The organism is Cryobacterium sp. Sr8 (assembly GCF_004403225.1).
Lineage (GTDB): Bacteria > Actinomycetota > Actinomycetes > Actinomycetales > Microbacteriaceae > Cryobacterium > Cryobacterium psychrotolerans.
Window position 1 is genome coordinate 42,221 of record NZ_SOHO01000049.1, and the last position, 21,818, is coordinate 64,038.

24 protein-coding genes are annotated in these 21,818 nt (G+C 66.8%); 9 read left to right on the forward strand and 15 right to left on the reverse strand.

All coding sequences use genetic code 11. The annotated features are described in order from the left end of the window. Nucleotides 1-39: 39 nt before the first annotated feature. From E3T54_RS10480 to E3T54_RS10515, 8 genes are all read right to left on the reverse strand, one after another. Nucleotides 40-582: a manganese efflux pump gene (locus E3T54_RS10480; protein ID WP_134475619.1), complete on the reverse strand. Its 543-nt coding sequence runs from the start codon at nt 580-582 to the stop codon at nt 40-42. After that, the gene (gene pqqE, locus E3T54_RS10485; RefSeq protein WP_134475620.1) at nt 579-1,763 is read right to left on the reverse strand and encodes a pyrroloquinoline quinone biosynthesis protein PqqE; all 1,185 of its coding nucleotides are present in this window, start codon (nt 1,761-1,763) and stop codon (nt 579-581) included. The genes E3T54_RS10480 and pqqE overlap by 4 nt, the downstream gene beginning before the upstream one ends. Next, nucleotides 1,756-2,052: a pyrroloquinoline quinone biosynthesis peptide chaperone PqqD gene (gene pqqD / locus E3T54_RS10490; RefSeq protein ID WP_134475621.1), complete on the reverse strand. Its 297-nt coding sequence runs from the start codon at nt 2,050-2,052 to the stop codon at nt 1,756-1,758. The genes pqqE and pqqD overlap by 8 nt, the downstream gene beginning before the upstream one ends. Further along, nucleotides 2,021-2,713, reverse strand: a complete 693-nt coding sequence (pqqC, locus tag E3T54_RS10495; RefSeq protein ID WP_166804894.1) for a pyrroloquinoline-quinone synthase PqqC — start codon at nt 2,711-2,713, stop codon at nt 2,021-2,023. The genes pqqD and pqqC overlap by 32 nt, the downstream gene beginning before the upstream one ends. Before the next feature lie 9 nt (nt 2,714-2,722). Beyond that, entirely contained in the window at nt 2,723-3,622 is a 900-nt protein-coding gene (gene pqqB, locus E3T54_RS10500) for a pyrroloquinoline quinone biosynthesis protein PqqB (RefSeq protein ID WP_198414464.1), read from the reverse strand. Between the two features lie 67 nt (nt 3,623-3,689). Further along, on the reverse strand, nt 3,690-3,791 hold the full coding sequence (gene pqqA, locus E3T54_RS10505) for a pyrroloquinoline quinone precursor peptide PqqA (protein ID WP_134475623.1): 102 nt from the start codon (nt 3,789-3,791) through the stop codon (nt 3,690-3,692). A 45-nt stretch (nt 3,792-3,836) separates the two neighbouring features. Continuing rightward, nucleotides 3,837-5,507, reverse strand: a complete 1,671-nt coding sequence (locus E3T54_RS10510) for a PQQ-dependent dehydrogenase, methanol/ethanol family (RefSeq protein ID WP_198414465.1) — start codon at nt 5,505-5,507, stop codon at nt 3,837-3,839. A gap of 36 nt (nt 5,508-5,543) precedes the next feature. After that, nucleotides 5,544-6,035: an MSMEG_3727 family PQQ-associated protein gene (locus E3T54_RS10515; protein ID WP_198414466.1), complete on the reverse strand. Its 492-nt coding sequence runs from the start codon at nt 6,033-6,035 to the stop codon at nt 5,544-5,546. Between the two features lie 156 nt (nt 6,036-6,191). On the opposite strand from E3T54_RS10515, the gene E3T54_RS10520 reads away from it, so the two are divergent. Further along, complete coding sequence (locus tag E3T54_RS10520; RefSeq protein WP_134475625.1) at nt 6,192-6,419, forward strand: hypothetical protein; 228 nt, start codon at nt 6,192-6,194, stop codon at nt 6,417-6,419. A 285-nt stretch (nt 6,420-6,704) separates the two neighbouring features. Here E3T54_RS10520 and E3T54_RS10525 read toward each other — a convergent pair whose 3' ends face one another. The 3 genes from E3T54_RS10525 to E3T54_RS16815 form a co-directional block, all read right to left on the reverse strand. After that, nucleotides 6,705-7,109: a heme-binding protein gene (locus tag E3T54_RS10525; RefSeq protein WP_134475626.1), complete on the reverse strand. Its 405-nt coding sequence runs from the start codon at nt 7,107-7,109 to the stop codon at nt 6,705-6,707. Between the two features lie 74 nt (nt 7,110-7,183). Then, nucleotides 7,184-8,533 (reverse strand): aminopeptidase C, encoded by a 1,350-nt coding sequence (locus E3T54_RS10530; RefSeq protein ID WP_134475627.1) that lies wholly within the window; start codon nt 8,531-8,533, stop codon nt 7,184-7,186. Beyond that, nucleotides 8,530-8,682, reverse strand: coding sequence for a hypothetical protein (locus tag E3T54_RS16815; protein ID WP_166804895.1), 153 nt, complete (start codon nt 8,680-8,682; stop codon nt 8,530-8,532). Before E3T54_RS16815 ends, E3T54_RS10530 begins: the two co-directional genes overlap by 4 nt. Before the next feature lie 328 nt (nt 8,683-9,010). Between E3T54_RS16815 and katG the strand changes: the two genes are divergently transcribed. Further along, nucleotides 9,011-11,242, forward strand: coding sequence for a catalase/peroxidase HPI (gene katG / locus E3T54_RS10540; protein WP_134475628.1), 2,232 nt, complete (start codon nt 9,011-9,013; stop codon nt 11,240-11,242). Nucleotides 11,243-11,509: 267 nt separating this feature from the next. Then, nucleotides 11,510-12,697: a class I SAM-dependent methyltransferase gene (locus tag E3T54_RS10545; protein WP_134475629.1), complete on the forward strand. Its 1,188-nt coding sequence runs from the start codon at nt 11,510-11,512 to the stop codon at nt 12,695-12,697. Here the strand turns inward: E3T54_RS10545 and E3T54_RS10550 are convergent. Further along, nucleotides 12,659-13,045: a DUF1622 domain-containing protein gene (locus E3T54_RS10550; protein ID WP_134475630.1), complete on the reverse strand. Its 387-nt coding sequence runs from the start codon at nt 13,043-13,045 to the stop codon at nt 12,659-12,661. The two genes, E3T54_RS10545 and E3T54_RS10550, sit on opposite strands and share 39 nt — an antisense overlap. 109 nt (nt 13,046-13,154) lie before the next feature. On the opposite strand from E3T54_RS10550, the gene E3T54_RS10555 reads away from it, so the two are divergent. After that, nucleotides 13,155-13,550, forward strand: a complete 396-nt coding sequence (locus E3T54_RS10555) for a DUF3592 domain-containing protein (RefSeq protein ID WP_134475631.1) — start codon at nt 13,155-13,157, stop codon at nt 13,548-13,550. A 71-nt stretch (nt 13,551-13,621) separates the two neighbouring features. Here E3T54_RS10555 and E3T54_RS10560 read toward each other — a convergent pair whose 3' ends face one another. Further along, nucleotides 13,622-14,404 (reverse strand): DNA alkylation repair protein, encoded by a 783-nt coding sequence (locus E3T54_RS10560; protein WP_134475632.1) that lies wholly within the window; start codon nt 14,402-14,404, stop codon nt 13,622-13,624. 138 nt (nt 14,405-14,542) lie between these two features. Between E3T54_RS10560 and E3T54_RS10565 the strand changes: the two genes are divergently transcribed. From E3T54_RS10565 to E3T54_RS10585, 5 genes are all read left to right on the forward strand, one after another. Continuing rightward, nucleotides 14,543-15,919: a DUF6421 family protein gene (locus tag E3T54_RS10565; protein WP_134475633.1), complete on the forward strand. Its 1,377-nt coding sequence runs from the start codon at nt 14,543-14,545 to the stop codon at nt 15,917-15,919. After that, complete coding sequence (locus E3T54_RS10570) at nt 15,912-16,604, forward strand: SDR family NAD(P)-dependent oxidoreductase (protein WP_241977172.1); 693 nt, start codon at nt 15,912-15,914, stop codon at nt 16,602-16,604. Before E3T54_RS10565 ends, E3T54_RS10570 begins: the two co-directional genes overlap by 8 nt. 114 nt (nt 16,605-16,718) lie before the next feature. Further along, nucleotides 16,719-17,789, forward strand: a complete 1,071-nt coding sequence (locus E3T54_RS10575; protein ID WP_241977173.1) for a low specificity L-threonine aldolase — start codon at nt 16,719-16,721, stop codon at nt 17,787-17,789. After that, nucleotides 17,786-19,477 (forward strand): long-chain-fatty-acid--CoA ligase, encoded by a 1,692-nt coding sequence (locus E3T54_RS10580; RefSeq protein ID WP_134475634.1) that lies wholly within the window; start codon nt 17,786-17,788, stop codon nt 19,475-19,477. The genes E3T54_RS10575 and E3T54_RS10580 overlap by 4 nt, the downstream gene beginning before the upstream one ends. Before the next feature lie 192 nt (nt 19,478-19,669). Next, entirely contained in the window at nt 19,670-20,263 is a 594-nt protein-coding gene (locus E3T54_RS10585; RefSeq protein WP_134475635.1) for a nitroreductase family protein, read from the forward strand. 98 nt (nt 20,264-20,361) lie between these two features. Here E3T54_RS10585 and E3T54_RS10590 read toward each other — a convergent pair whose 3' ends face one another. Next, on the reverse strand, nt 20,362-20,769 hold the full coding sequence (locus tag E3T54_RS10590; protein ID WP_092324036.1) for a hypothetical protein: 408 nt from the start codon (nt 20,767-20,769) through the stop codon (nt 20,362-20,364). A gap of 143 nt (nt 20,770-20,912) precedes the next feature. Then, nucleotides 20,913-21,698, reverse strand: a complete 786-nt coding sequence (locus E3T54_RS10595) for an IclR family transcriptional regulator (RefSeq protein WP_134475636.1) — start codon at nt 21,696-21,698, stop codon at nt 20,913-20,915. Nucleotides 21,699-21,818 lie beyond the last annotated feature (120 nt).

Here is a 21,818-nt window from a genome sequence, read left to right on the forward strand (position 1 = left end):
CACTGTCGTCTCCCCGGTCGCGCACGTCGATGTCCGCCATCAGAAGTCACCCACGCCCGTGGCCATCAGGCCAGCCATCAGCAGGACCGCGATCCCGGTCAACAGATCCGTACGGATGCGGGGAACGAAGTGGGCGATCGTGCGGCCGATCTGGTGTCCGGCGAACGACATCACGACGGTGGTGAACGCGAACAGGAGGGGCGCAAGCCATGGCGTGAAGCCTGCGAGGCCGAGGGCCGCGCCCCCGGCCACGTTGTCGAGGCTCAACGGCACGGGCAGCCACCGCCTGGCCATCTTCATGTCAGGGTCCACCCGCTCGGGTGACCGGATCGCTTTAACGATGAGCCACACGCCGTATCCGGCAAGGCCGGCCGCCCCGATCATCTCGGCCGTGTCGGAGATCTTGGTGCTCAAGAACGCACCAAGCAGCATCCCGACGAGCGGTGCCAGGCCATCCCACACGCCGAAGATCAGGGACGTCTTCATGGACTGGCGCCAGGTCGGTTTGAGTCCCCCGAGCACGATCGATGTCCGAAAGTTGTCCATGCTGAGGACGAATCCGAGTGCTATCAGCGCGATCATGCTTTGCCCTTCAACACGGTGGGGGACAGCGGGACGGGCGTTCTCGCCATCCTTTCCTGCGTCGCCGCGGTCGCCCGTTTCTTCGTGCGGATCACCTTCGAGCGGGGAGTCAGCGAGCCGTCCTGCGGCCGCATCGGGTCGTTTGCTGCCTCCACCGCCGCTTCGACCAGACCGTGGTCGGGAGAGAGGTGACAGACCGGGTCAGTCCGGGCGGCGTCGCCGGTGAGTGCAAAGGCCTGACAGCGACAGCCGCCGAAGTCGATCTCCTTGCGATCACAGCTGCGGCACGGGTCCGGCATCCACGCGTCGCCGCGGTACTGCTGAAACAGTGGTGCCTCCTCCCAGATCCACTCCAGAGGGTGCTCGCGCACGTTGGCAGGGGGTATGTCAAGGGCGCGGGCCAACTCATGCGCGGCCGGGCATGGCAGAGCCTCGCCGTTGGGAACCACGGTGAACTGGCGACTGGCCCAGCCGTCCATGCAGGGCTTAGGGTACTTGCTGTAGTAGTCGGGGATGACGTAGATGATCTCCATCTTGTCCCCGAGCCGCTCTCGAGCCTCCCGTACCACCGCCTCCGCGCGCTCCAGCTGGTCCCTGCTCGGCAGCAACTCGTCGCGGTTGTGCCCTGCCCAGCCGGCATACTGCGTGTTTGCCAGCTCTATGCGGTCGGCCTCCATCGCCACCGCCATATCGAGGATGCCGCCGATCCGGTCGATGTTCTCCCGGTGCAGCACAACGTTGAGGGTGAGTGGCCAGCCCAGCTGCTTGACGAGCCGCGCGGCCACCTGCTTGCGCTCGAACGAGATAGTGCCGGCGATCTTGTCGGACAGGTCGCGCTCATCGGCCTGAATGCTGAGCTGGACGTGGTCGAGGCCTGCTTCGCGGAGTTGCTCGGCGCGACGGGTGGATAAGCCGAGCCCGCTAGTGATCAGGTTGGTGTACAGGCCCAGGTCGGTGGCGCACTGCACCAAGTCGACGATGTCGTGGCGCTGCAGCGGCTCGCCGCCCGAGAGGTGCAGCTGAAGCACACCCAGTTCGGCGGCTTCGGTAAATACTCGTTGCCACTCCTCGGTACTCAGCTCGTCACTATAGGCGTCGAGCTCGAGCGGATTGGAGCAGTAGGCGCATTGCAGCGGGCAGGCGTATGTGAGCTCAGCTAGCAGCCCGTAGGGCTTATCCATGGTGTACCTCCATACCGTGCTTGGTGACGAGAAGGGCCACGAAGCTTCGGACGTCGTTTTCGGCGACCTGGTCGTATCGGCCGCGCAGTTCGGCACTGATCTCTGCGACAGTCCGCTGGGCGTCGCACAGCTCCACGATCGCGGCGCCGGTGGCGTTGATGACCCAAACCGTCTCCGGTGAGAGCAGCGCGTATTCCCCGCGCGCGGCATTGAAGGCCAGCCGCACGTGCGGCGCCAACCGCGGCCGGGCGTCCTCGTCAGTGATTTGTATAAGGCTGGTCAATCGCATCGAGCATGCTCCACAGCACGTCGCACTTGAAAGACAGCGCCGCCACCGCGGCTGCCTGCGTTTCTGGGGTGACGCAGTGCTTCCGCACGATCTCAAGACCGTGCTCTGAGTCGCGGGGCGCCTGGGTAATGCGCGCCCGGAAGTAGGAGAGACCCTCTGGGTCGATCCAGGTGTAGTAGCGTTCGAATGCCGCGAGCCGCTCTGCCATCAGGTTGGGTGCGAACAACTCGGTCAGCGAGGATGCCACCGCCTCCACCCATGGCCGGGTGCGCGTGAAGGTGACGTAGGCATCGACGGCGAATCGCACACCGGGGAGCAGGTGCCGTGAATCCTCGACCTCTTCACGGGTCAAGCCAACGGACTCGCTGAGACGCAGCCACGACTCGATCCCGCCGGTTCCCTCCGTGGTGCCGTCGTGGTCAATGATGCGCTGGACCCAGCGGCGCCGTACCTCACGGTCTGGGCAGCTGCTGAGGATCGCCCCATCCTTCCGGGGAATGTTCACCTGGTAGTAGAAGCGATTGGCCACCCACCCCCGGATCTCCTCGGGGCTTGACTGTCCTTCGTTCATCCGACGATGGAAGGGATGCTCGCTGTGGTACTGCTTGGCGTGCGCGCGGAGCGTCTCCTCAAGTTCATCGGGTGTGAGTAGTGCCGTCATCATTGCTCCTTAGATCTGTAGTTCAAGCCCGTCCACGGCGACTTCCATGTCATGCCGGTCGAGATGCAGTCTTTCCGGCGAATCGTCGAGCAAAATCGGATTGGTGTTGTTGATATGGATGTAGATCTTGCGATCGATGGGTAGCGGCGACAGCAGCTCCAGGCTGCCGCCCGGCCCATCGATCGGTACATGTCCCATGTCGCGCGAGGTCTTGCTAGCCAGGCCGAGGCTGGGCATCTCGTCATCACGCCAGCAGGTGCCATCGACCAGCAAGGTGGAGCAGTCCGCCAACTCTTGGAGAATGTCGGGCGTAAGCTGCTGCACGCACGGGAGATAGACCAAGCTACGACGGCTGGTGGTGTCGGTGACGCGGTAGCCCACGACCCGACCTTTCGCCGCAGCCCCGGTGAAGCGCATCCGCTTCTTGGTGGGGACGTCGAAAGCGCAATACGACAGCCCGTCGCCGAGCACCACCTCGGTGCCGGGGACCACCGGCCGCCACGTGACCGGACAGTACGCTTCGAGCGTCCGCAGTATCCCGGTTCCGGTGGTGAGGGTCTCGTACACCGACTCCGTCGCGTGCACCTCGAGTCCGCGACCCTCCCGCATCAGGAGCAGGCCGAGCGTGTGGTCGAGCTCGGCGTCGGTGAGTAGAACGGCCTGCAGCCGAGCAACTTGGCCGTCGTCGGTATGAAGGGCGGGGAAAGACTCTATGTGTGACTGGATGTCCGGTGAGGCGTTGAGCAGGAACCACTGCTGCCGGTCAGCGCTCACCGCGATGGACGACTGGGAGCGTGGGACACAGGGTCGCGAGCCGCTCCGTACCGCGCGGCACTGAGGGCATGCGCAGTTCCACTGCGGGAACCCTCCGCCGGCTGCCGATCCCAGTACACGTGCCCACATCACCATCACACCCTTTCGCCGTGAATCTGATGGGGTGCCGGGCCAACTTGGCCCGGCACCCCATCAGATTCGCTTACTTGTCCAGGGTGCCCGCGTAAGCGGTTACCTCAGCGGACACGCGGATTTCCGCGAGCGTGGGCGATTCCCACTTCTGCAGATTGTTATCAACGATCATGTTCCTTTTCTCCTTTCGATCTCTGGATGGGTACTTGGATAGGAATCAGCCGGGCAGGGCGAAGGCGATCAACGCGCTGCCGTGGCCCGCGCCGAGCATTCCGGGAATGATGCCTTCGAGCCATCCACCCCAACCGACTGGGACGACGACGTACTGCTTGCCGTCGACGCTGTAGGTCGAGCAGCTGCCGTGGTGGCCGCTACCACACTGGAACTCCCATAACTGCTCACCGGTTCGGGCGTCCAGTGCGACGAACTCACCGGTCGGGGTGCCCGCGAACACCAGGTCGCCTGCTGTAGCAAGCACGGACGCGGCCATGGGGTAATCGATGCGCCAGCGCCACTTTTCCTCACCGTGGCTGTCGAACGCGCTGACCGACCCGGCCATGTCGTCGATGTCCACCACAACAGCAGCGCCCCAATACGGCATGCTCTCCTTGAACTCCCGACGCCGCCGGGTCGCGGTAGCGCCCACGTCGGCCACTGGCACGTAGAACAGCTCGGTTTTCGGGCTGTACGCCGCGTGCGTCCACTCCTTCGCACCGGCCGGGCCGGGGTAGAAATGGACCGGTTCGCCCTCCTTGTCCGGGTACTTCCGTGGAGTCACCTTCCCATCTCGGGTGATGACACCCCAGTCGATCCGGTCAACGAAGGGAGTGACGTGCTGCAGCTCACCGTTGGTGCGGTCCAGCACGAAGAAGTAGCCGTTCTTGTCGAAGTGACCCAGCAACTTCTTGCCATCGCGCTCGAACAGGGTCATCTCCATCGTGGAGTCGTAGTCCCACAGGTCGTGCGGAGTGAACTGGTAGTGCCACTTGATCTCACCTGTGTCGACGTCCAGCGCGACAACGCTGTCGGTATAGAGGTTGTCTCCCTCGCGAACCCCGCCGTCGAAATCCGGTGCCGGGTTGCCGGTGCCCGCGTAGTACAGGTTTGTCTCCGGGTCAAAAGTCCCAGTAACCCAGTGGTTCCCACCACCGCGCTGCCAGGCCTCCCCGTCAGCGGGCCAGGTCTCCGAGCCCGGTTCGCCAGGCTTGGGCACGGTGTACGTGCGCCAGCGCTGCTCGCCGGTCTCCAGGTCCCAGGAATCGATGTGGCCACGCACACCGAACTCGCCGCCGGCGCTGCCAGTGATGAGCATGTCCTTGATGACCGTCGGAGCGAGCGAGGCACTCTCACCCGAGCGCACGTCGCCGATGGTCTTCTGCCACACCCTCTCGCCGTTGGTTGCGTCCAACGCCACCAACTGGGCGTTCGGGGTCACGAAGTAGACCTTCCCATTGGCCACCGCGCAACCTCGGTTGACGTTGCCACAACAGAGCGAAACATCGAAGGGCACCGCATGCTTGTAGCGCCAGAGCTCCTTGCCCGTCACCGCGTCGAGAGCCCAGAACCAGCCATCCCAGCCCGTGACGAACATGACGCCATCCACGATCAATGGGCAGGTCTCGAATGCGTAAGTCGACGCACCTGCAATGTGACCAGACTGCCCAGCCTGGAAGATCCAGGCAGGAGCGATCTTGCTCACGTTCTCGGTGTTGATCTGGTCCAGCAGGCTGTACCGCTGCCCGTCATAGTCACCGTAGTAGGTGAGCCAGTTCTGCGACTCCGAACGCGCCTTCAGGAGCCGTTCGTAATCGACGTTGTCCGTCACCGCGGGCGCGATACCGGGCATGGCGCTCAGTGCGCTATGGTTGATCGCCTCGCCAGCGTCCACATATTCTATTGTCATCGGTTCAATCCCTTTCTATTCCTATGGGCGGGGCTGGTCGGGGCGATCCAGCCGGGCTTCTGGGGGAACCTCGCCCCGCACAACGATTGCGGCGGTCAGACCGCGGCCCTCGTCATTGCCTCCCGGCGAGCTGTACCAGTAGTAGCCCGGGCCATCCAGACGGATCGTCGCCCGGCCCTTCCCGTGGTTCACCAACCCGAGGTACTTCGGGCCGCCATTACTCGGCAGCAGGCAGGAGTGCGTGTTCTTGTCATCGTTAATGACCGTCAGTTCAAGATCACCGCCGTGCGGCAGGACCAGGATCGCTGGTTCCCAGCAGATCTCGTCTTCCGAGATCCGGATCGTCGCTTCCATCGTGCCGTCAGCACGCTCGGTCGCCTCAGCGATCGAGCCGGTCGACAACACTCGACCCATGGACGCCTTGTTCTGTCCGTCCAAGCCGAGCCTGGTCAGTAGAGCGGAGCGTTCTTCAGTAATCAGTTCTTCAGTAATTAGTTCTTCAGTAATCGTCACTGGACATCACCTCTTCATTGAAATCACATACGTGATTACCGAACTCTTTACGCAACAGCAAATTCAGAGTCCGCTCGCTCATCCGAGCCAGTTGAGGGATAACCGTATGCCCACTCAAACAGCGACGATCAGACACAACCGCCGGACCGTCACACCATGCCGCTCACCCGCCTCAACGTGCCGCTCGTCCCGAACCGTCGCGGTTTTCATGCCGCCGTTTCGTTGGCGGCTTCGTCTTGGAACGAGCCGTTTGATCCCGTATTCCTCGGGCGGGACGGGCCCGAGGATGCCGTGGAGCCGCCTGTTGTTGTGCCAATCGACCCAGTCGAAGGTGAGGGCATCGACGTCAGCCAGGGTCGTCAGCGGGCCCGTCGCGAAGGGTGAGTTCTTCGTGATGGATCATCCCGGGACGCACCGGCCGTTCCATATGATCACGCCGCCACAACGCCATCGTCAGGCAGCCCTCTACGAACGACGTGTCTTTCACCGTCGACGCTGTTTGAGCGCGTGGATGTCCACGGGGACTTTCAAACTTATCGTGCACCTAGCGATCACAGAACGCCGCCACAGAGCACCAGAGGTCACACGGCAACGTTCACCGACTCGGGATTTCGGCTCCCGTGCTGCCCTGTCCCGGTGATGTGGGCAGGGCAGCCCGCGGAGGGTGGGTTATGCCTGAGGGGCTTTGGCGCCTGCTTCGGCGACGGCCTGGTCCTGTTCGCCGGAGCCGCCGCTGACGCCGACGGCGCCGACCACTTCGCCGTCGCGGGTGAGTGGGATGCCGCCGGCAAAGATCACGATCCGGCCGTGGTTGCTGGCGTGGATGCCGTAGTACTGCTGGTTGGGCTGGGAGTTATCGCCCAGGTCCTTGGTCTGGATGTCGAAGGCCCGGGCGGTGAAGGCTTTGTTGATGGAGATGTCGATGCCGCCAAGCCAGGCGCCGTCCATCCGGACGTGAGAGATGATGTTGCCGCCGGCGTCGGCGACGGCGATGTTCATGGGCTGGCCGATCTCCGAGGCCTTGGCCTCGGCGGCGGTGATGATGGTGCGGGCGTCCGCAAGTGTCAGTGTCATGATGGTTCTCCTCGATCGGTGGGGGCCGCGGATGTCTTCCCGCGGCGGGGTGGTTGGACGGATAACGGAGGTCCCTATGCCAGTGCTCCCATGGGGTCCCAGGCCGGCAGCACTGTGGGTTCGGCGTCCAGCGCCTGCCGCAGCTCCGGGGACAGCCGCAACTTGTTCACCACGACCTCGAAGACGTACTCGTCGAACCAGTTGTCCGCCATGGTGAAGAAACCCTGGTCGCCGGCTTCGTCGCCCCAGCTGTTCTCCACCCGCCAGCGGCGCGTTTCGCCGTCGAGCACGTCAACGCCGGTCAGGAGCATGGCGTGGGTCATGGCCGATTCGCCAAAGCGGACACGCGCCTCCTTGTCCATGGCCAGTTCGGCACCATAGAGCCCTGCGTAGTCGTACAGGCGGGCATCCCAGATGCCGTCCTTGCGGAGCATCTGCGGGCCCACGTCGCACCCGAACCAGACCGGTTCCCCGTCCAGGATGGCGTCCTTGGCCAGCTGCTTGGCCAGGTCGATGTCCACGTTGAGGTAGAGCACCGGTTCCGCGTCGACCACATTGCCCAGGTGCTCGACGGTCAGGGTGGTTCCCTTCGGATGCTCCGTCCTGGGGTCGTCGACCAGGCAGACGTAGTCATCGAGGTTGATGGTGGTGTACTTGGCCAGGAATTGTTGCGGGGTCAGGATGCCCTCGCGGTGGAAGGACTTCGCATCATCGGTGTAGTCCCAGTCGACGGCGGACGGCGGGGTGCCCAGGTGCAGGGCGAGGATGCGGTGGACGTCGGCGATGATCCGGGCCTTCGCCTGTTCCTGCCCGGCCGTGTCGCCGTCGCAGCGGAGCCGGCGCAGCTCCTGCGCCCCGCGGCGCAGGAGGGAGCGCAGGACAGCGTTCATGCGGCCCGTGTTGGAGGAGGACTCGGTTTCCGGCATGGCCGACTTTGGCACGGCCCCGTATTTGCGGAAGATGTTCACCGCCATGTTCCACTGGCCGCCGTCACCCAGGACGGTCTGCAGCAGGTACTGCACCAGGCGGTCGTCTTCGCCGCGTTCAGCGGTTTCCAGGATGGATTCCAGGAAGTAGTTGGCGCGCTCCAGCTTGTCGAAATACATGGCGTAGTTCTGGGAAAACTCGAACTCCTTCATGCCCAGGGTCTGCTTGGCGCCGACCCGCAGCAGGTTCAGTGCCGCGAAGAGCCAGCAGCGGCCGGACTTCTTTTGGTTGGTGACTTTCCAGTCGTCGATGCGGTTTGAAACGGTGGTGGACAGGGACGTCGCCACCTGGTGGTCGATGGCGAGCTCATCGACGCTGATGCGGACAATGGCATTTTGCCTCTGCTTCAGGGCGGGGTCCGCCGAGAAGGACTCGTGCAGGGCCGTGAGCTGCCCGGAGGTCAGGGACGCGACTGTAAGGTCCGTTGAAGTGGTCATGCGGTCCACCTTGCCACATCCATCAAAGCCGGCACCGTGACCTCATCCTTGATGATGAACGGCCCGACCCGACGAGCGAAGAGACCGCTGAGGACCTGAAAACCGGGACGGTTCAGGACGAACGGCACGTTGAGGCGGCTGAGCGGCATGGTGTGACGATCCGGCGGTTGTGTCTGATCGTCGCGGTTCGGGTGGGCATACGGTTATCCGTCAACTGGCTCGGATGAGCGAGCGGACTCTGAATATGCCTTGCGCAACGAGTTCGGTAATCACGTATGTGATTTTCAATGAGGAGGTGATGTCCAGTGACGATTACTGAAGAACGCTCCGATCTGCTCCTCGGCACTGGATCCCCCCGATCCGCTCCCAGTCGTCCATCGCGGTGAACGCTGACCGGCGGCACGGCTTCGTGTTCAACGCCTCACCGGACATCCAGTCACACATTGAGTCCTTCGAGGCTCGCCTGAAGGAGTAGCCATGGCTGGAAGCCCTGACGCCTACGTCGACCGTACGTACAGCCAGACCGTGAACGCGCGTCAGTCGCCCAACCGGCGGAATCATCCCGCGGAAAGCGGGAACCCACATGACGGCGGGCCCCGTAGGCTCGACCTGAGGTGCCTAGCTCGACCGAGCCGCGCCGCCAATCCGTTGGGCGAGGACTTTGACTACGCCAAGGAGTTCCTCTCCCTGGACCTTGAGGACCTGGCACGCGATGTGGACGGGGTGTTGACGACCTCGCAGGACTGGTGGCCCGCCGACTTCGGACATTACGGACCGCTTGTGCTGCGGATGGCCTGGCACAGTGCTGGCACCTACCGCGTCGGTGACGGTCGGGGAGGTGCCGGCGCGGGAATGCAACGCTTCTCCCCGTTGAACGGCTGGCCTGATAACCGCAACCTGGACAAGGCGCGCCGACTCCTGTGGCCGGTGAAGAAGAAGTACGGCCACAAGATCTCCTGGGCCGATCTGATGATCTTCGCGGGTAACCGTGCGCTGGAATCGATGGGCTTCACGACGTTCGGGTTCGGCGGTGGCCGGGAGGATGCATGGGAGGCCGACGAGACCTACTGGGGGCCAGAAGACAAGTGGTTCGCCGACGAGCGGCACAGCGGCATCCGGGATCTGGACAAGCCCCTAGCGGCCAGCGAGATGGGAGTGATCTACGTCGATCCGCAGGGTCCAGCCACGGTGCCCGACCCGATAGCCGCCGCCCGCGAAATTCGTCAGACGTTCCGTCGCATGGGGTTAGACGACCAGGAGACCGTCGCGCTGATTGCGGGCGGGCACACGTTCGGCAAGACCCACGGAGCGGCCGACCCCGGCACCTGCCTCGGGCCCGAACCCGACGCCGCGCCGCTCGAGCAACAATGCCTGGGCTGGGCAAGCCGCTTCGGAACGGGCAACGGTGCCGACACCATCACCAGTGGGCTCGAAGGGATCTGGACACCCACCCCGACCACATGGGACAACAGTTTCCTGGAGACACTGTTCGCCTACGAGTGGGAGGTGACGCTCAGCCCTGCCAGGCTATGGCAATGGATCCCGAGCAACGGTGCCGGTGCCGGCACCGTCCCGGACGCCCACGACCCGTCCAAGACCCATGTCCCGACGGTACTCACCACGGACCTCGCATTCCGGGAGGATCCAGTATACGAGGCGATCGCGCGGCGATTCCTGGAGAATCCAGACCAGATGGCGGATGCGTTCGCACGGGCCTGGTTCAAACTCACGCACATCGACATGGGCCCAACCCAGCGCTACCTGGGGCCACTCGTCCCGTCCGAACGACTGATCTGGCAGGACCCCCTGCCCGACGTCGACCACGAGCTCGTCGATGCTGACGACATCGCTGCATTAAAGAGCCAACTGCTCGAGTCCCTGGCGGTGGGGCAACTGGTCTCCACGGCGTGGGCTTCGGCTTCCACGTTCCGAAACAGCGACAAGCGCGGTGGGGCGAATGGTGCCCGCATCCGTCTCGAACCGCAGCGACGCTGGGATGTCAACGAGCCTGAAACGCTGGTAACGGTGCTGGGCACACTTGAGCAGATCCGCAAGCAGTTCAACGATTCCCAGCGTGGCGGCAAGAAGATCTCGCTTGCCGACCTGATCGTGCTTGGCGGGTGCGCCGCGGTCGAACATGCTGCCGCCCGGGCCGGTCACGACATCGAGGTCCCGTTCCGGCCGGGACGCACGGATGCGACGCAGGAGTGGACCGACCCCGAACGGTTCGCCGTGCTCGAACCGACAGCGGACGCATTCCGCAGCTACCTCGGCAAGGGCAACCGACTGCCGTCGGAAGTTCTGCTCATCGAGCGTGCGGGCCAACTGACCCTGAGTGCCCCTGAGATGACAGTGTTGCTCGGCGGCTTGCGCGTGATCGGCGCCAACCACAGCCGATCCCCCATGGGCGTGCTCACCTCGACACCGGGCTCGCTGACCAACGACTTCTTCGTCAACCTGCTCGACATGGACACCGTGTGGGCGCCGAAGCCAGACGACGCCACGACGGAGGCGACCTACGAGGGCCGCGACCGGCACACTGACGAGCTCAAGTGGGTCGCAAGTCGCACCGACCTCATTTTTTCGACCAACTCCGAGCTGCGTGCGCTGTCGGAGGTCTACGCGAGCCAGCACGCTGAAAAGAAGTTCATACGCGACTTCGTGTCCGCGTGGCACAAGGTCATGAATCTTGACCGGTTCGACCGGTGACGATCCCCACCTGCCGGAGTAAGTCCTATTGGACTGCGTAGGCGCGGCCAGCCTGCCTGTCGTCACCGAAATAGACGGAGAATGTGCCCAAATGAGCCCGCTGCGGCCTCACCCGGGCCATCCGGGCCATACGTCCGTCGAATTGCGAAGCGCGGATGCGGCACCGAACCTGCGCAGCCCTCGTCGCGGCCATCCCCACAGCGCCGACTGCGATACTCAAGACGATGGCCGAGCTCACCGGAGTGAGCCCTGTCCGAAGGGGATGCAATGCGAAACGCCAGCGAGCACGAACCGGGCGCGCTTCCCCGTCCGAAGGGGCAGACCCGCCCTGTGACCGAGATCCGCTGGGAGGAAGCCGGGGAGCAGCGCTCGGCGCTGTGGCGCTCCGAGAGCGGCTGGGAGCCGCCCCGGCGAGTGGTCATCGCCGACGACACGCTGACCGCGGATGTGGCCTACCGCCTGGCGAAATCGGGCACCGGGATGCTGTGGCGAGGGGATTTCCTGGGCGCCCGCCAGCTGCTGCAGGCACTCGGCCGGCGGGTTGACCGCGGGCGGCGCCCGGCCGACAAGGACCTCACCGCCGCCTTCCGGCGCTCACGGAGCGAGGCGCTCACCCGCGCGCAGGTGCTGGGCCTGGTGCTCGTGCCGCTCGAGGCGGACTACACGGTTCCGCTGCGCCGGGCGCCCGACGTTCGCCTGGCCTGCACCGAGACCTACGGGCCGGCCGACGGGCCGTCGGTGACCTCGCTGCGCGAGCTGATCGGTGTGATCGGGGCGCATGAGTGGCGCACGAAGGGCGTGCCGATACCGGCGCTCGGCGCCCGCATCCACCCGCACTACGGCGTGTTCTCGCCCATTCGTGGGGAGTACCTCGAGCTGGTGCAGTCCGCTCCGCTTCCCGCCGGCAGCCTGGCCTTCGACATCGGCGTCGGCACCGGCGTGCTTGCGGCCATCCTGGCCCGGCGCGGTCTCGCGCGCGTCGTCGGGACCGACCAGGACCCCCGGGCGCTGGCCTGCGCGCGCGCGAACATCCAGCGCCTGGGTCTGGGCGACCGGGTCGACATCGTCCCGGCCGACCTGTTCCCGCCGGGACGCGCCCCGCTGGTCGTCTGCAACCCGCCCTGGATCCCGGCCGCGGCGGTCACGTCGACCGACTTCGCCGTCTACGACCCCGACAGCCGGATGCTGCGCGGCTTCCTGGCCGGCCTCGCCGACCACCTCGAGCCGGGCGGGGAGGGCTGGCTGATCATCTCCGACATCGCCGAGCTGCTCGGGCTTCGCTCCCGCGCGGAGCTCCTCGGCCTCATCGACGATGCCGGCCTCGAGGTCGTGGAGAGACTCGACACCCGGCCCACGCATCCCCGCGCCGCCGACGCCAGCGACCCGCTGCACGCCGCCCGCTCGAACGAAGTCACCTCACTCTGGCGGCTGCGCGCCAGGCGCGGCGCGGCCTGAGGCCAGGCGCCAGCGCGCCCACGGCCAGACCCCGTCCATTTCGACCTCGAGCGAGAAGCTCAGGAGGATTCGGATCAGCACGATCGCGGCGAGCACCAGCACGCTCTCCACCGTTGTTGTGACGAGGATGGTGCGGATGATGTCCGCCACGATCAGCACTTCCAGGCCGAGCAGGATGGCCCGGCCGAGGTTCCTGCGCAGGCTCTGGTACGCGCCGGCCCTGGTGTCGGCCCGCAGGGCACGCGGCACGGCGACGAGGAAGGCAGCCGCCCCGCCGAACACCATGATGGCGGCGCCGACCGCCTCGACGACCTGCACCAGTGCCGTAATAACCTGCTCGAAGGTCATGGGTCCGCTCTCGCCGTTTCCTGGGACGACGATATCACCGCGCCTCCGGCCAGTATTATCGGCCCATGGACTCCGCGATCGGCGGGCGCCGCAGCAGAGGAGGCCGGGCATGGACGCACATGACATCGCGGGCCTCCTCAGCGAAATCCTGACGCTGGTCGGGCTGCTCGGCGGCGGCGGGCTCTACCTCGCCGGGCTGGCCGTTCGCGACCTGCGCGGGCGCTGGGTGCGCACGGAAGGCGTCATCGCCGGCGCCGGGCCCGGCCCGGTCATCCGGTGGTTCGACCGCACCGGCGAGGTGCACGAGTCGCCGGCGACGACGCAGGAGACCGCCATACTCGAGCCGGGCGATGACGTGCCGGTCTGGTTCCGCGCCCGTTCGCCCTGGCGCTGCCGCACGCACGCTCCGGACCACGACGGCAAGGCCCTGCGCCTGACCGGCCTCGTGCTGCTGGGCGTGGGGATCGCGGCGGCCGTCCTCGGCTTCGTGCTGCTCTTCGTCTAGGCCGCCGGCTCACCCCGTGAGGGGTCGCAAATCGACCTTCGTTGGCCGATTCAAGGTCGATTTGCGACCCCTCACGCAGGCCGGCGGGGGTACGCCCGGTAGCGGGCGCGAACCTCCGGCTCGAGGTATTCGGTGGCGTAGCTGAGCGCGGTGCGCGGCATCCGGCCGGCATGCTCGTCGAGGAAGGCAAGCAGAAGGGGGCGGTCGAGCTTGCCGACCTCGCGCAACATCCAGCCGACGGCCTTGTGGATCAGGCTTTCCTGGTCGCCGAGCAGCCGCTCCGCGAGCTCGAGCGTCGTGGTCGCGTCGCCGTGCGCGATGAAGGCGCTACTGGCGAGCATGGCGACCCGCCGCTCCCAGAGGCTGTCGCCGGCGGCGAGGTCGAACAAGACGTCGCGCGGCCGGTCGACGAGGTACTCGCCGAGCAGTGTCGGCGCGGACGCATCCACGAGGTCCCAGTTGTTGACGAGGCCGCGCCGCACGGCAGCCAGGTAGAACTCGGCGAGCCTCGTGCGTGCGACCTCGTCGCGCGTTCGGGCGCGGCTCGCGCGCCGGAACCGGCCGACCAGGAGCAGCAGGGCCGCGAGCCGGTGCTCGTGCACCTCGCTGGTGAGGAGCGTCTCGACCTCCCGCAGCCCCAGCCCGGCGAACCGCTTCACGACCAGCCGAATGTCGGGCAGCCGCAGGCCGGCGAAGACGTCGCCCTCGCCGTACTGGCCCGGCCCCGTCTGGAAGAAGCGGGCGACCTGGGCGGCGCGGTCGGGGTCGGCGAGCGCGGCGAGCGCGGCGCGCACCGCGGCGGCCGTTGCCGGATCCGTGCTCGCATCGGTGCCTTCGTCCGTAGAATCCGTCATTCCCGCACTCTAACCCGGCGATTTCTTGCAAGAAGTCGTAAGAAACGCCGCTCGCGGCCGGATATTCTGAGGATACGGCGCACCCAACGCGCCGCCCACTGCCGCGACCGCGGCGAACTCAGAGGACGGGAGGTTCCCATGTCGAATTATGTTGCAGAAGCACTGGTCGGTGAGCCCGAGGTTCTCGAGGACGTCGCGACCCACCCCGCCTGGCTGCGCCTCAAGGCCGCCGCGACCGCCCTGCAGGGCGTCCAGGCGCAGAACGGTTCGATCCCCGAGCCGTCGGCGCACCCGGATGCCGCGGCCCGCGTCGCCGTGATCACCGCCGCCATCCGGGAACTCGCCCCGCTGTTCCCGCACGACGCCGCCTATCTCGACGCCGCGGTGGCCGACTTCGACCGCTGGGCGAGCGAAGGCTTCGGCGAGCCCGACTTCTACGACGCGCTGATGGCCTTCCAGCCGCAGCAGCACCGGGTCGACGGCCTCCGCCACCTCGTGGTCTTCCCGATGTACACGCAGAACGGCAGCTCGAACCGCCTGGTCGAGGCCGTTCTGATCGCGGTCATCTGGCCGGCTTTCATTGCCGAGCTGGAGCAGGAATACACCAACGGTTTGTTCGTGCCGATCCGCTTCCTCGACTTCACTCCCGGCTACGACACGAACTCCGCGGTGCTGTTCCCCGAGACGGTCGCCATGCGCGAGATCCCGACGTTCACCTGGGGGGCGATCTTCGCCGACCGCGAGGCCGCCAGGTACCGCCGGGTCGTGCGCGCGGCATCCGAGATCACCCGTCTAGAACTGCCCGACGACGCGGCCGCGCTGCTCGACGATCAGCAGCTGGCCGAGGAGACCTTCGTCATGTGGGACCTCATCCACGACCGCACGCACATGCGCGGCGACCTGCCGTTCGACCCCTTCATGATCAAGCAGCGGATGCCGTTCTTCCTGTATTCGCTGGAGGAACTGCGCTGCGACCTGACCGCCTTCCGCGAGTCGGTCAGGATCGAACGCGACGAATCGGCCAGCCCGGAGGCCCGCAGGCACGCCAAACTCGTTCAGTACGGCGTGATCTTCGACCGGATCTTCCGGTTCTCGATCACCGGCAGCCGAACCCGCAACTACGACGGCCTCGGCGGCCAGCTGCTGTTCGCGTGGATGCACCAGCACCACGTGCTGCACTGGACCGACACCCGGCTCGCCTTCGACTGGGACGCCGTCCCGGACGTGGTGATCGCGCTCGGCGCGCAGATCGACGACCTGTACTGGGCGTCGATCGACCGCCCGAAGAAGGCGCACTGGCTGGCGGCGTACGACATGATCAGCGCCACGTTGACCCCGAACCCGGCTTCGACCTGGGCTCGCGGGCTGCCGCTCGAGGTGCTCGCCGGTCCGCCGAAGGGCTACACCGACCTGGTGCTGGACGACGAATTCCCGCTGTCCATGTTCTTCGAGGCGCTGGACAAGAAGATGAAGTCCGTCATCGAGTCGACCGTCGGGATCACCGCGCGTGGCTGATGTCCCCACCGGGGCGACGGCGCCTGCCGTCGCTGGTCGCACCGTGCTCATTGCCGGTGCGACCAGCGCGGCCGGCGTCGCCGTCTGCGCGGCGCTGTCGGCGGCGGGGGCCACGGTGCTTGCCGTCGGCTCGAACGTGGATCACCTGCAGGCGCTGAAAAGCCAGGTTCCGGATGCCGCCACCTTCGTCTACGACCTCGCCTCCTTCGCCGAGGTGCGCGCCCTGGCCCACACCGTGCACGAGGCGCACGGCCGCATCGACGGCCTCATCCACCTGGTGGGCGGCTGGCGCGGCGGGGGCGGACTGGCCGGCCAGACCGACGAGGACTGGGATTTCCTGCACGGCCGCGTCGTCACCACCCTGCGCAACACGACCCGCGCCTTCAACGACGACCTGCTTGCCTCCCCGGCGGGCCGCCTGGCGATCGTGTCCTCGGTCTCGGTCGACAAGCCGACACCGGGCGGCGCGAACTACGCGACGGCCAAGGCCGCGGCCGAAACCTGGACCCGCGCGGTCGGGCAGGGCTTCGCGAAGGCGGCCCCGGATGCCGCGGCGGTCATCTTCGTCGTGCGCGCCCTCGAGGGCCTCGAAGCCGAGCTCGCCGCGTCGGTGGTCGGCCTGTGGGACGCGCCGGCGGCATCCGTCAACAACACCCGGATCCCGCTCCACACGCGCCCAGATTGACGGTTGCGCTCGAGTTTGCCGGGCGCACCGGTCAATCTCGACCGCAACCGCCAAGGTCGGCGGGACGCGGCGTGACCACTTCGCGGGCTCAGCAGAATGGGCCAAGATGGAGGGGTGACCCAAATCCATGACCTGAACTCCCGCGGCTTCGCCTCAGACAACTATTCGGGCGTGCACCCCGAGATCCTCGAAGCCATCGTGGCCGCCAACGGCGCCCACCAGATCGCCTACGGCGAGGATGTCTACACGGCACGGCTGCAGGAGGTCTTCGCCGAGCACTTCGGCGAGGGCGTCGAGGCGTTCCCCGTGTTCAACGGCACGGGCGCGAACGTGATCGGGCTGCAGTCGATGCTGCCTCGCTGGGGCGCCGTCATCTGCACGGCCACCGCGCACATCCACTCGGATGAGGGCGGAGCGCCCGAGAAGGTCGCCGGCATCAAACTGCTCCCGATCCAGACCCCCGACGGCAAGCTCACCCCCGAGCTCATCGCCCAGGAAGCCTGGGGCTGGGGTGACGAGCACCGCGCCCAGCCGCTGGTGGTCTCGATCACGCAGTCCACCGAGCTCGGCACGGTCTACACGGTCGACGAGGTGCGGGCGATCGCCGACTACGCGCACGCGAACGGCATGAAGCTGCATATGGACGGCGCCAGGATCTCCAACGCCGCAGCCTCGCTCGGCGTGCCGTTCCGCGCCTTCACCCGCGATGCCGGCGTCGACGTGCTCAGCTTCGGCGGCACGAAGAACGGCCTGATGTACGGCGAATGCGTGGTCGTGCTGAACCCGGACGCCTCCGAGGGCCTGATCTACCTGCGAAAGCTGAACATGCAGCTGTCCTCGAAGATGCGCTTCATCTCGGCCCAGTTCATCGCCCTGCTCGGCGGCGACCTGTGGCTGCGCAACGCCGGACACGCCAACGCCATGGCCGCCCGGATGCGACTGGCGCTCGAACACGGGATCGCGACGGGTTCGATCACCGGCGTCAGGTTCAGCCAGCTCAGCCAGGCTAACTCCATCTTCGCGGTGATCCCGCCCGGCATCGGCGACCGGCTGCGCGAGTCCTTCCGCTTCTATGACTGGGATGCGGCGACCGGCGAGGTGCGCTGGATGTGCGGCTTCGACACGCACGAAGAAGACATCGACGCCTTCGTCGCCGCGCTGGAGCGGGAACTCGCGGTCCGATGAGCATCTTCGCCGCCAGGCCGTGGCTCGGCGCCTACGCGCCCGGCGTGCCGACCGCGGTCGAGTCATCGACGCAGACCCTCGTCGACATGATCGACGGCTCGGTCGCCCGGTTCGGCGACCGAGTCGCCCTCGACTTCTTCGGCGCGACCACGAGCTACCGGCGCCTCGGCGACCAGGTAGCCCGGGTGGCGAACGGGCTGCGCCGCCTGGGCGTGAAACCGGGCGACCGGGTGGCGCTCGTGCTGCCGAACTGCCCGCAGCACGTGGTCGCGTTCTACGCGGTCCTGCGCCTGGGCGCGATCGTCGTCGAACACAACCCGCTCTACACCGAGCGGGAGCTCCGCCACCAGTTCGAGGACCACGGCGCACAGGTCGCGATCGTCTGGGACAAGGTCTACGCCACCGTGCGCGACTTCCCGAAGGACATGGGGGTGTCGAAGGTCATCGCCGTCGACCTCACCCAGGCCATGCCCCTGGGCAAGCGGCTGCTCCTGGCCCTGCCGATCCCGAAGGCGCGCGCCTCCCGATCGGCCCTGACCATCGGTCGCCTCCCGTCGGATGCCCTCGACTGGGATTCCCTCGTCGGCTCCCGCCGGCTGCGCCCCTCGCACCCTCGGCCCAGCGTCGGCGACATCGCCGCGCTCCAGTACACCAGCGGCACGACAGGCGCCCCGAAGGGCGCCATCCTCACCCACTTCAACCTCCGCACTAACGCCCTCCAGGGCGAGGCGTGGGTGCAGGGGCTCCGCCCGGGCGAGGAGGTCGTCTACGCGGTCCTGCCGATGTTCCACGCCTACGGGCTGACGCTCTGCCTGACCTTCGCCATGGGCACGGGCTCCCGGCTCGTGCTGTTCCCGAAGTTCGACGAGGGCCTGGTGCTGGATGCCGCCCGGCGCACCCCGCCGACGTTCATGCCGGCCGTTCCCCCCATCTACGACCGACTGGTCACGGCTGCCGCGAAGCGCAAGATGAGCCTGCGCGGCATCCGTTTCTCCATCTCCGGGGCGATGAGCCTGCCCGTGGCGACCGTGCAACGATGGGAGGACGACACCGGCGGCTGGCTGGTGGAGGGCTACGGGATGACCGAGACCTCACCGGTCGCGCTCGGCAACCCGATCGGGCCGAGTCGGCGCCCCGGCACGGTGGGCGTGCCGTTCCCGAGCACCGAGATCCGCGTTGTCGACCCGGACGACCCTACCGTGGATCGCGGATTCGACGAGGAGGGCGAACTGCTCATCCGGGGACCGCAGGTGTTCTCCGGATACTGGAACCGGCCGGAGGAGACCGCCGAAGCGCTTCTTCCGGGCGGCTGGCTGCGCACGGGTGACATCGTCAGCGTCACCCCCGACGGCTTCGTCACGGTCGTCGACCGGATCAAGGAACTCATCATCACCGGCGGGTTCAATGTGGCCCCCTCGGAGGTCGAAGCGGCCCTGCTCTCCCATCCCGCCGTTCAGGATGCCGCCGTCGTCGGGCTGCCGAGCAAGGCAGGCGGCGAGGACGTCGTGGCCGCGGTCGTGCTCAAGCCGGGCGCGAGCCTCGACGTGGACGCCCTGCGGGACCACTGCCGCACCCGCCTGTCCGCGTACAAGGTTCCGAGGAACGTCGTCCAGGTCGAGGACCTGCCGCGTTCCCTGATCGGCAAGGTGCTGCGCCGCCAGGTGCGCGAGAGTCTTTCCGAGAAGTAGGTCGCCCGCGAGGGCGCCTCCCTTTCGCCGAACTGTGAGTTTGGACCCTTCGCGAGGCCAACGAAGGGTCCAAACTCACAGTTCGGCGAGGTGGCTATATGCGGGTGCATGGAATATGGCGACGACGATCGCGTTTAGACAGGTGGGTCAGTGTTGCCCCGCCCCCGTGTTCCAACCGAAGGACAGCACCCCATGACCCTGATCACCGATTCCATCAGCCGCGCCGCCGACACGGCCTCGCCCATCCTCCCGGTTCTCGCCGAGCGCTGGAGCCCGCGCGGCTACGATTCCGCCGCGGTCATCGACGAGACCACCCTGACCACGGTGCTCGAGGCCGCCCGCTGGGCGCCGTCGGCCAGCAACATCCAGCCCTCGCGCTACATCGTCGCCCGTCGCGGCTCGGCGAGCTTCGGCACCATCCACGCCGCCCTGATGGGCTTCAACCGGGCCTGGGCGGATGCCGCCTCCGTCTTGATCGTGAACGTCGCCGAGCTGGACATCGACGACACCCGCCAAAACCCGTGGGCCCGGTACGACCTCGGCCAGGCCGTCGCCCACCTGACGATCCAGGCGCAGCACGAGGGCCTGCACACCCACCAGATGGGCGGCTATGACGCCGCCGCGCTCGCGCTGGCCTTCGGGCTGGCCGACAACCAGGCGATCGTGTCGATCACGGCCATCGGCGTGCTCGCCGATGTCGGCACCCTCTCGAAGGAGCTGCTCGAGCGCGAATCCGCGCCGCGCACGCGCAAGCCCCTCGCCGACCTGCTCCTCGTCAACGACTGACCGGGCCGTTCCACGTTCAGTTGCGGACAACGGACCTTCACTTCGCTGGGGAAGGTACTTTCTCCGCAACTGAATGCCGGGGAGCGTGTCGAGTTTCGCTAGGCGGCCAGGCGCGCCTGGGAACGGCGGGCCAGGCGCACGGCGCCATCCGGCACCTTCGTGTCGCGGTTCAGCCGGGCCCCGTGGCCGATGCGGGCGTCAGCCCCGATCCGAGAGTGGCTGCCGATGCGCACGTCGTTGCCGATGACGGCCCCACGGCCCACGTGCACGTCGTCGCCGATGAAGGCCAGGCTGCCGATCCGCGCACCCTGGTCGATCCAGCTTCCCTGGCCGATCCATCCTCCGCGGGCGACGCGAGCCTCGGCCTCCACATACGTCGTGGACGCGATGAACGTGCTGTCCTCGACGTTCGCCCCCGGCGCCACCAGCCCGCCGCCGTTGGCGTGCCTACGGTACTTCGTGACCGTGCCGGCGGCGTCTTCTACTTCTTCGATCTTCCGTGTCATTGCCTCTCCCCGGACGCGTCATGCGCGTCGTGCGTTCGGACGCGTGGTGCGCGTCGCTGGCTTTAACACGCGGGCGGCACGGTTGATTCCCCGGCCGGCCCGACCTCAACCGGCCGGCCCGACCTCAACCGGCGGGTCTGCCCTCAACCGGCGGGTCTGGGCGAGACGCCGTGGGCTTCCGGGCGGACGTCGTCGCCAATCACCCGCGCGGCGGCGAGCAGCAGGGGAATGGCCCGGGCAGCGAACGCGTCGCCGACGCGGGACACCGGGCCGGAGACCGAGATGGCCGTGGGCGTCGGGGCGCCGGGGACCGCAACGGCAAAGCATCGCACGCCGATTTCCTGCTCGTTGTCGTCAATGGCGTAGCCCCGCTCACGGGTGCGGGCCAGGTCGGCCAGCAGCTCGTCAACGGTGCCGATGCTCATCTCCGTGGGCGTCGGCATGCCGGCCCGGGCGACGATGCCCCGCACCCGGTCGTCGTCAAGCTGGGCCAGGATCGCCTTGCCGACCCCCGAGTCGTGGGTGTGCACCCGACGCCCCACCTCGGTGAACATCCGCATCGAGTGCGCCGAGGGAACCTGGGCGATGTACACGACCATGTCCCCGTCGAGCATCGCCATGTTGGACGTTTCGCCCAGCTCGGAGACCAGGGAGGCCAGTTGCGGCCGGGCCAGGGCGCCGAGCTGCTTGCTCGCCCCGTCGCCCAGGCGAATCAGGCGCGGACCCAGCGCATAGCGCCGGTTGGGCAGCTGCCGGGCGTATCCGAGCGCCACCAGGGTGCGCAGGAGGCGGTGAATAGTGGGGAGCGGCAGATCGGTCGACCCGGCCAGTTCAGACAGGGTCACCTCGCGCCCGGCATCCGTGATGAGCTCCAGGAGTTCGAAGACACGCTCCACAGACTGAACGCCGCCGATAGTCTTTACCGCCATTCCCTGGCCTCCCGTGAGTGTCTGACAGAAATTTACCGCATGGCGAAATTTTTGTCTCAAATCCTAAGATACCTCAGGATTGTGGGGGCCGGCGGGGAGACCTGGGAACGGTTGTGTTTC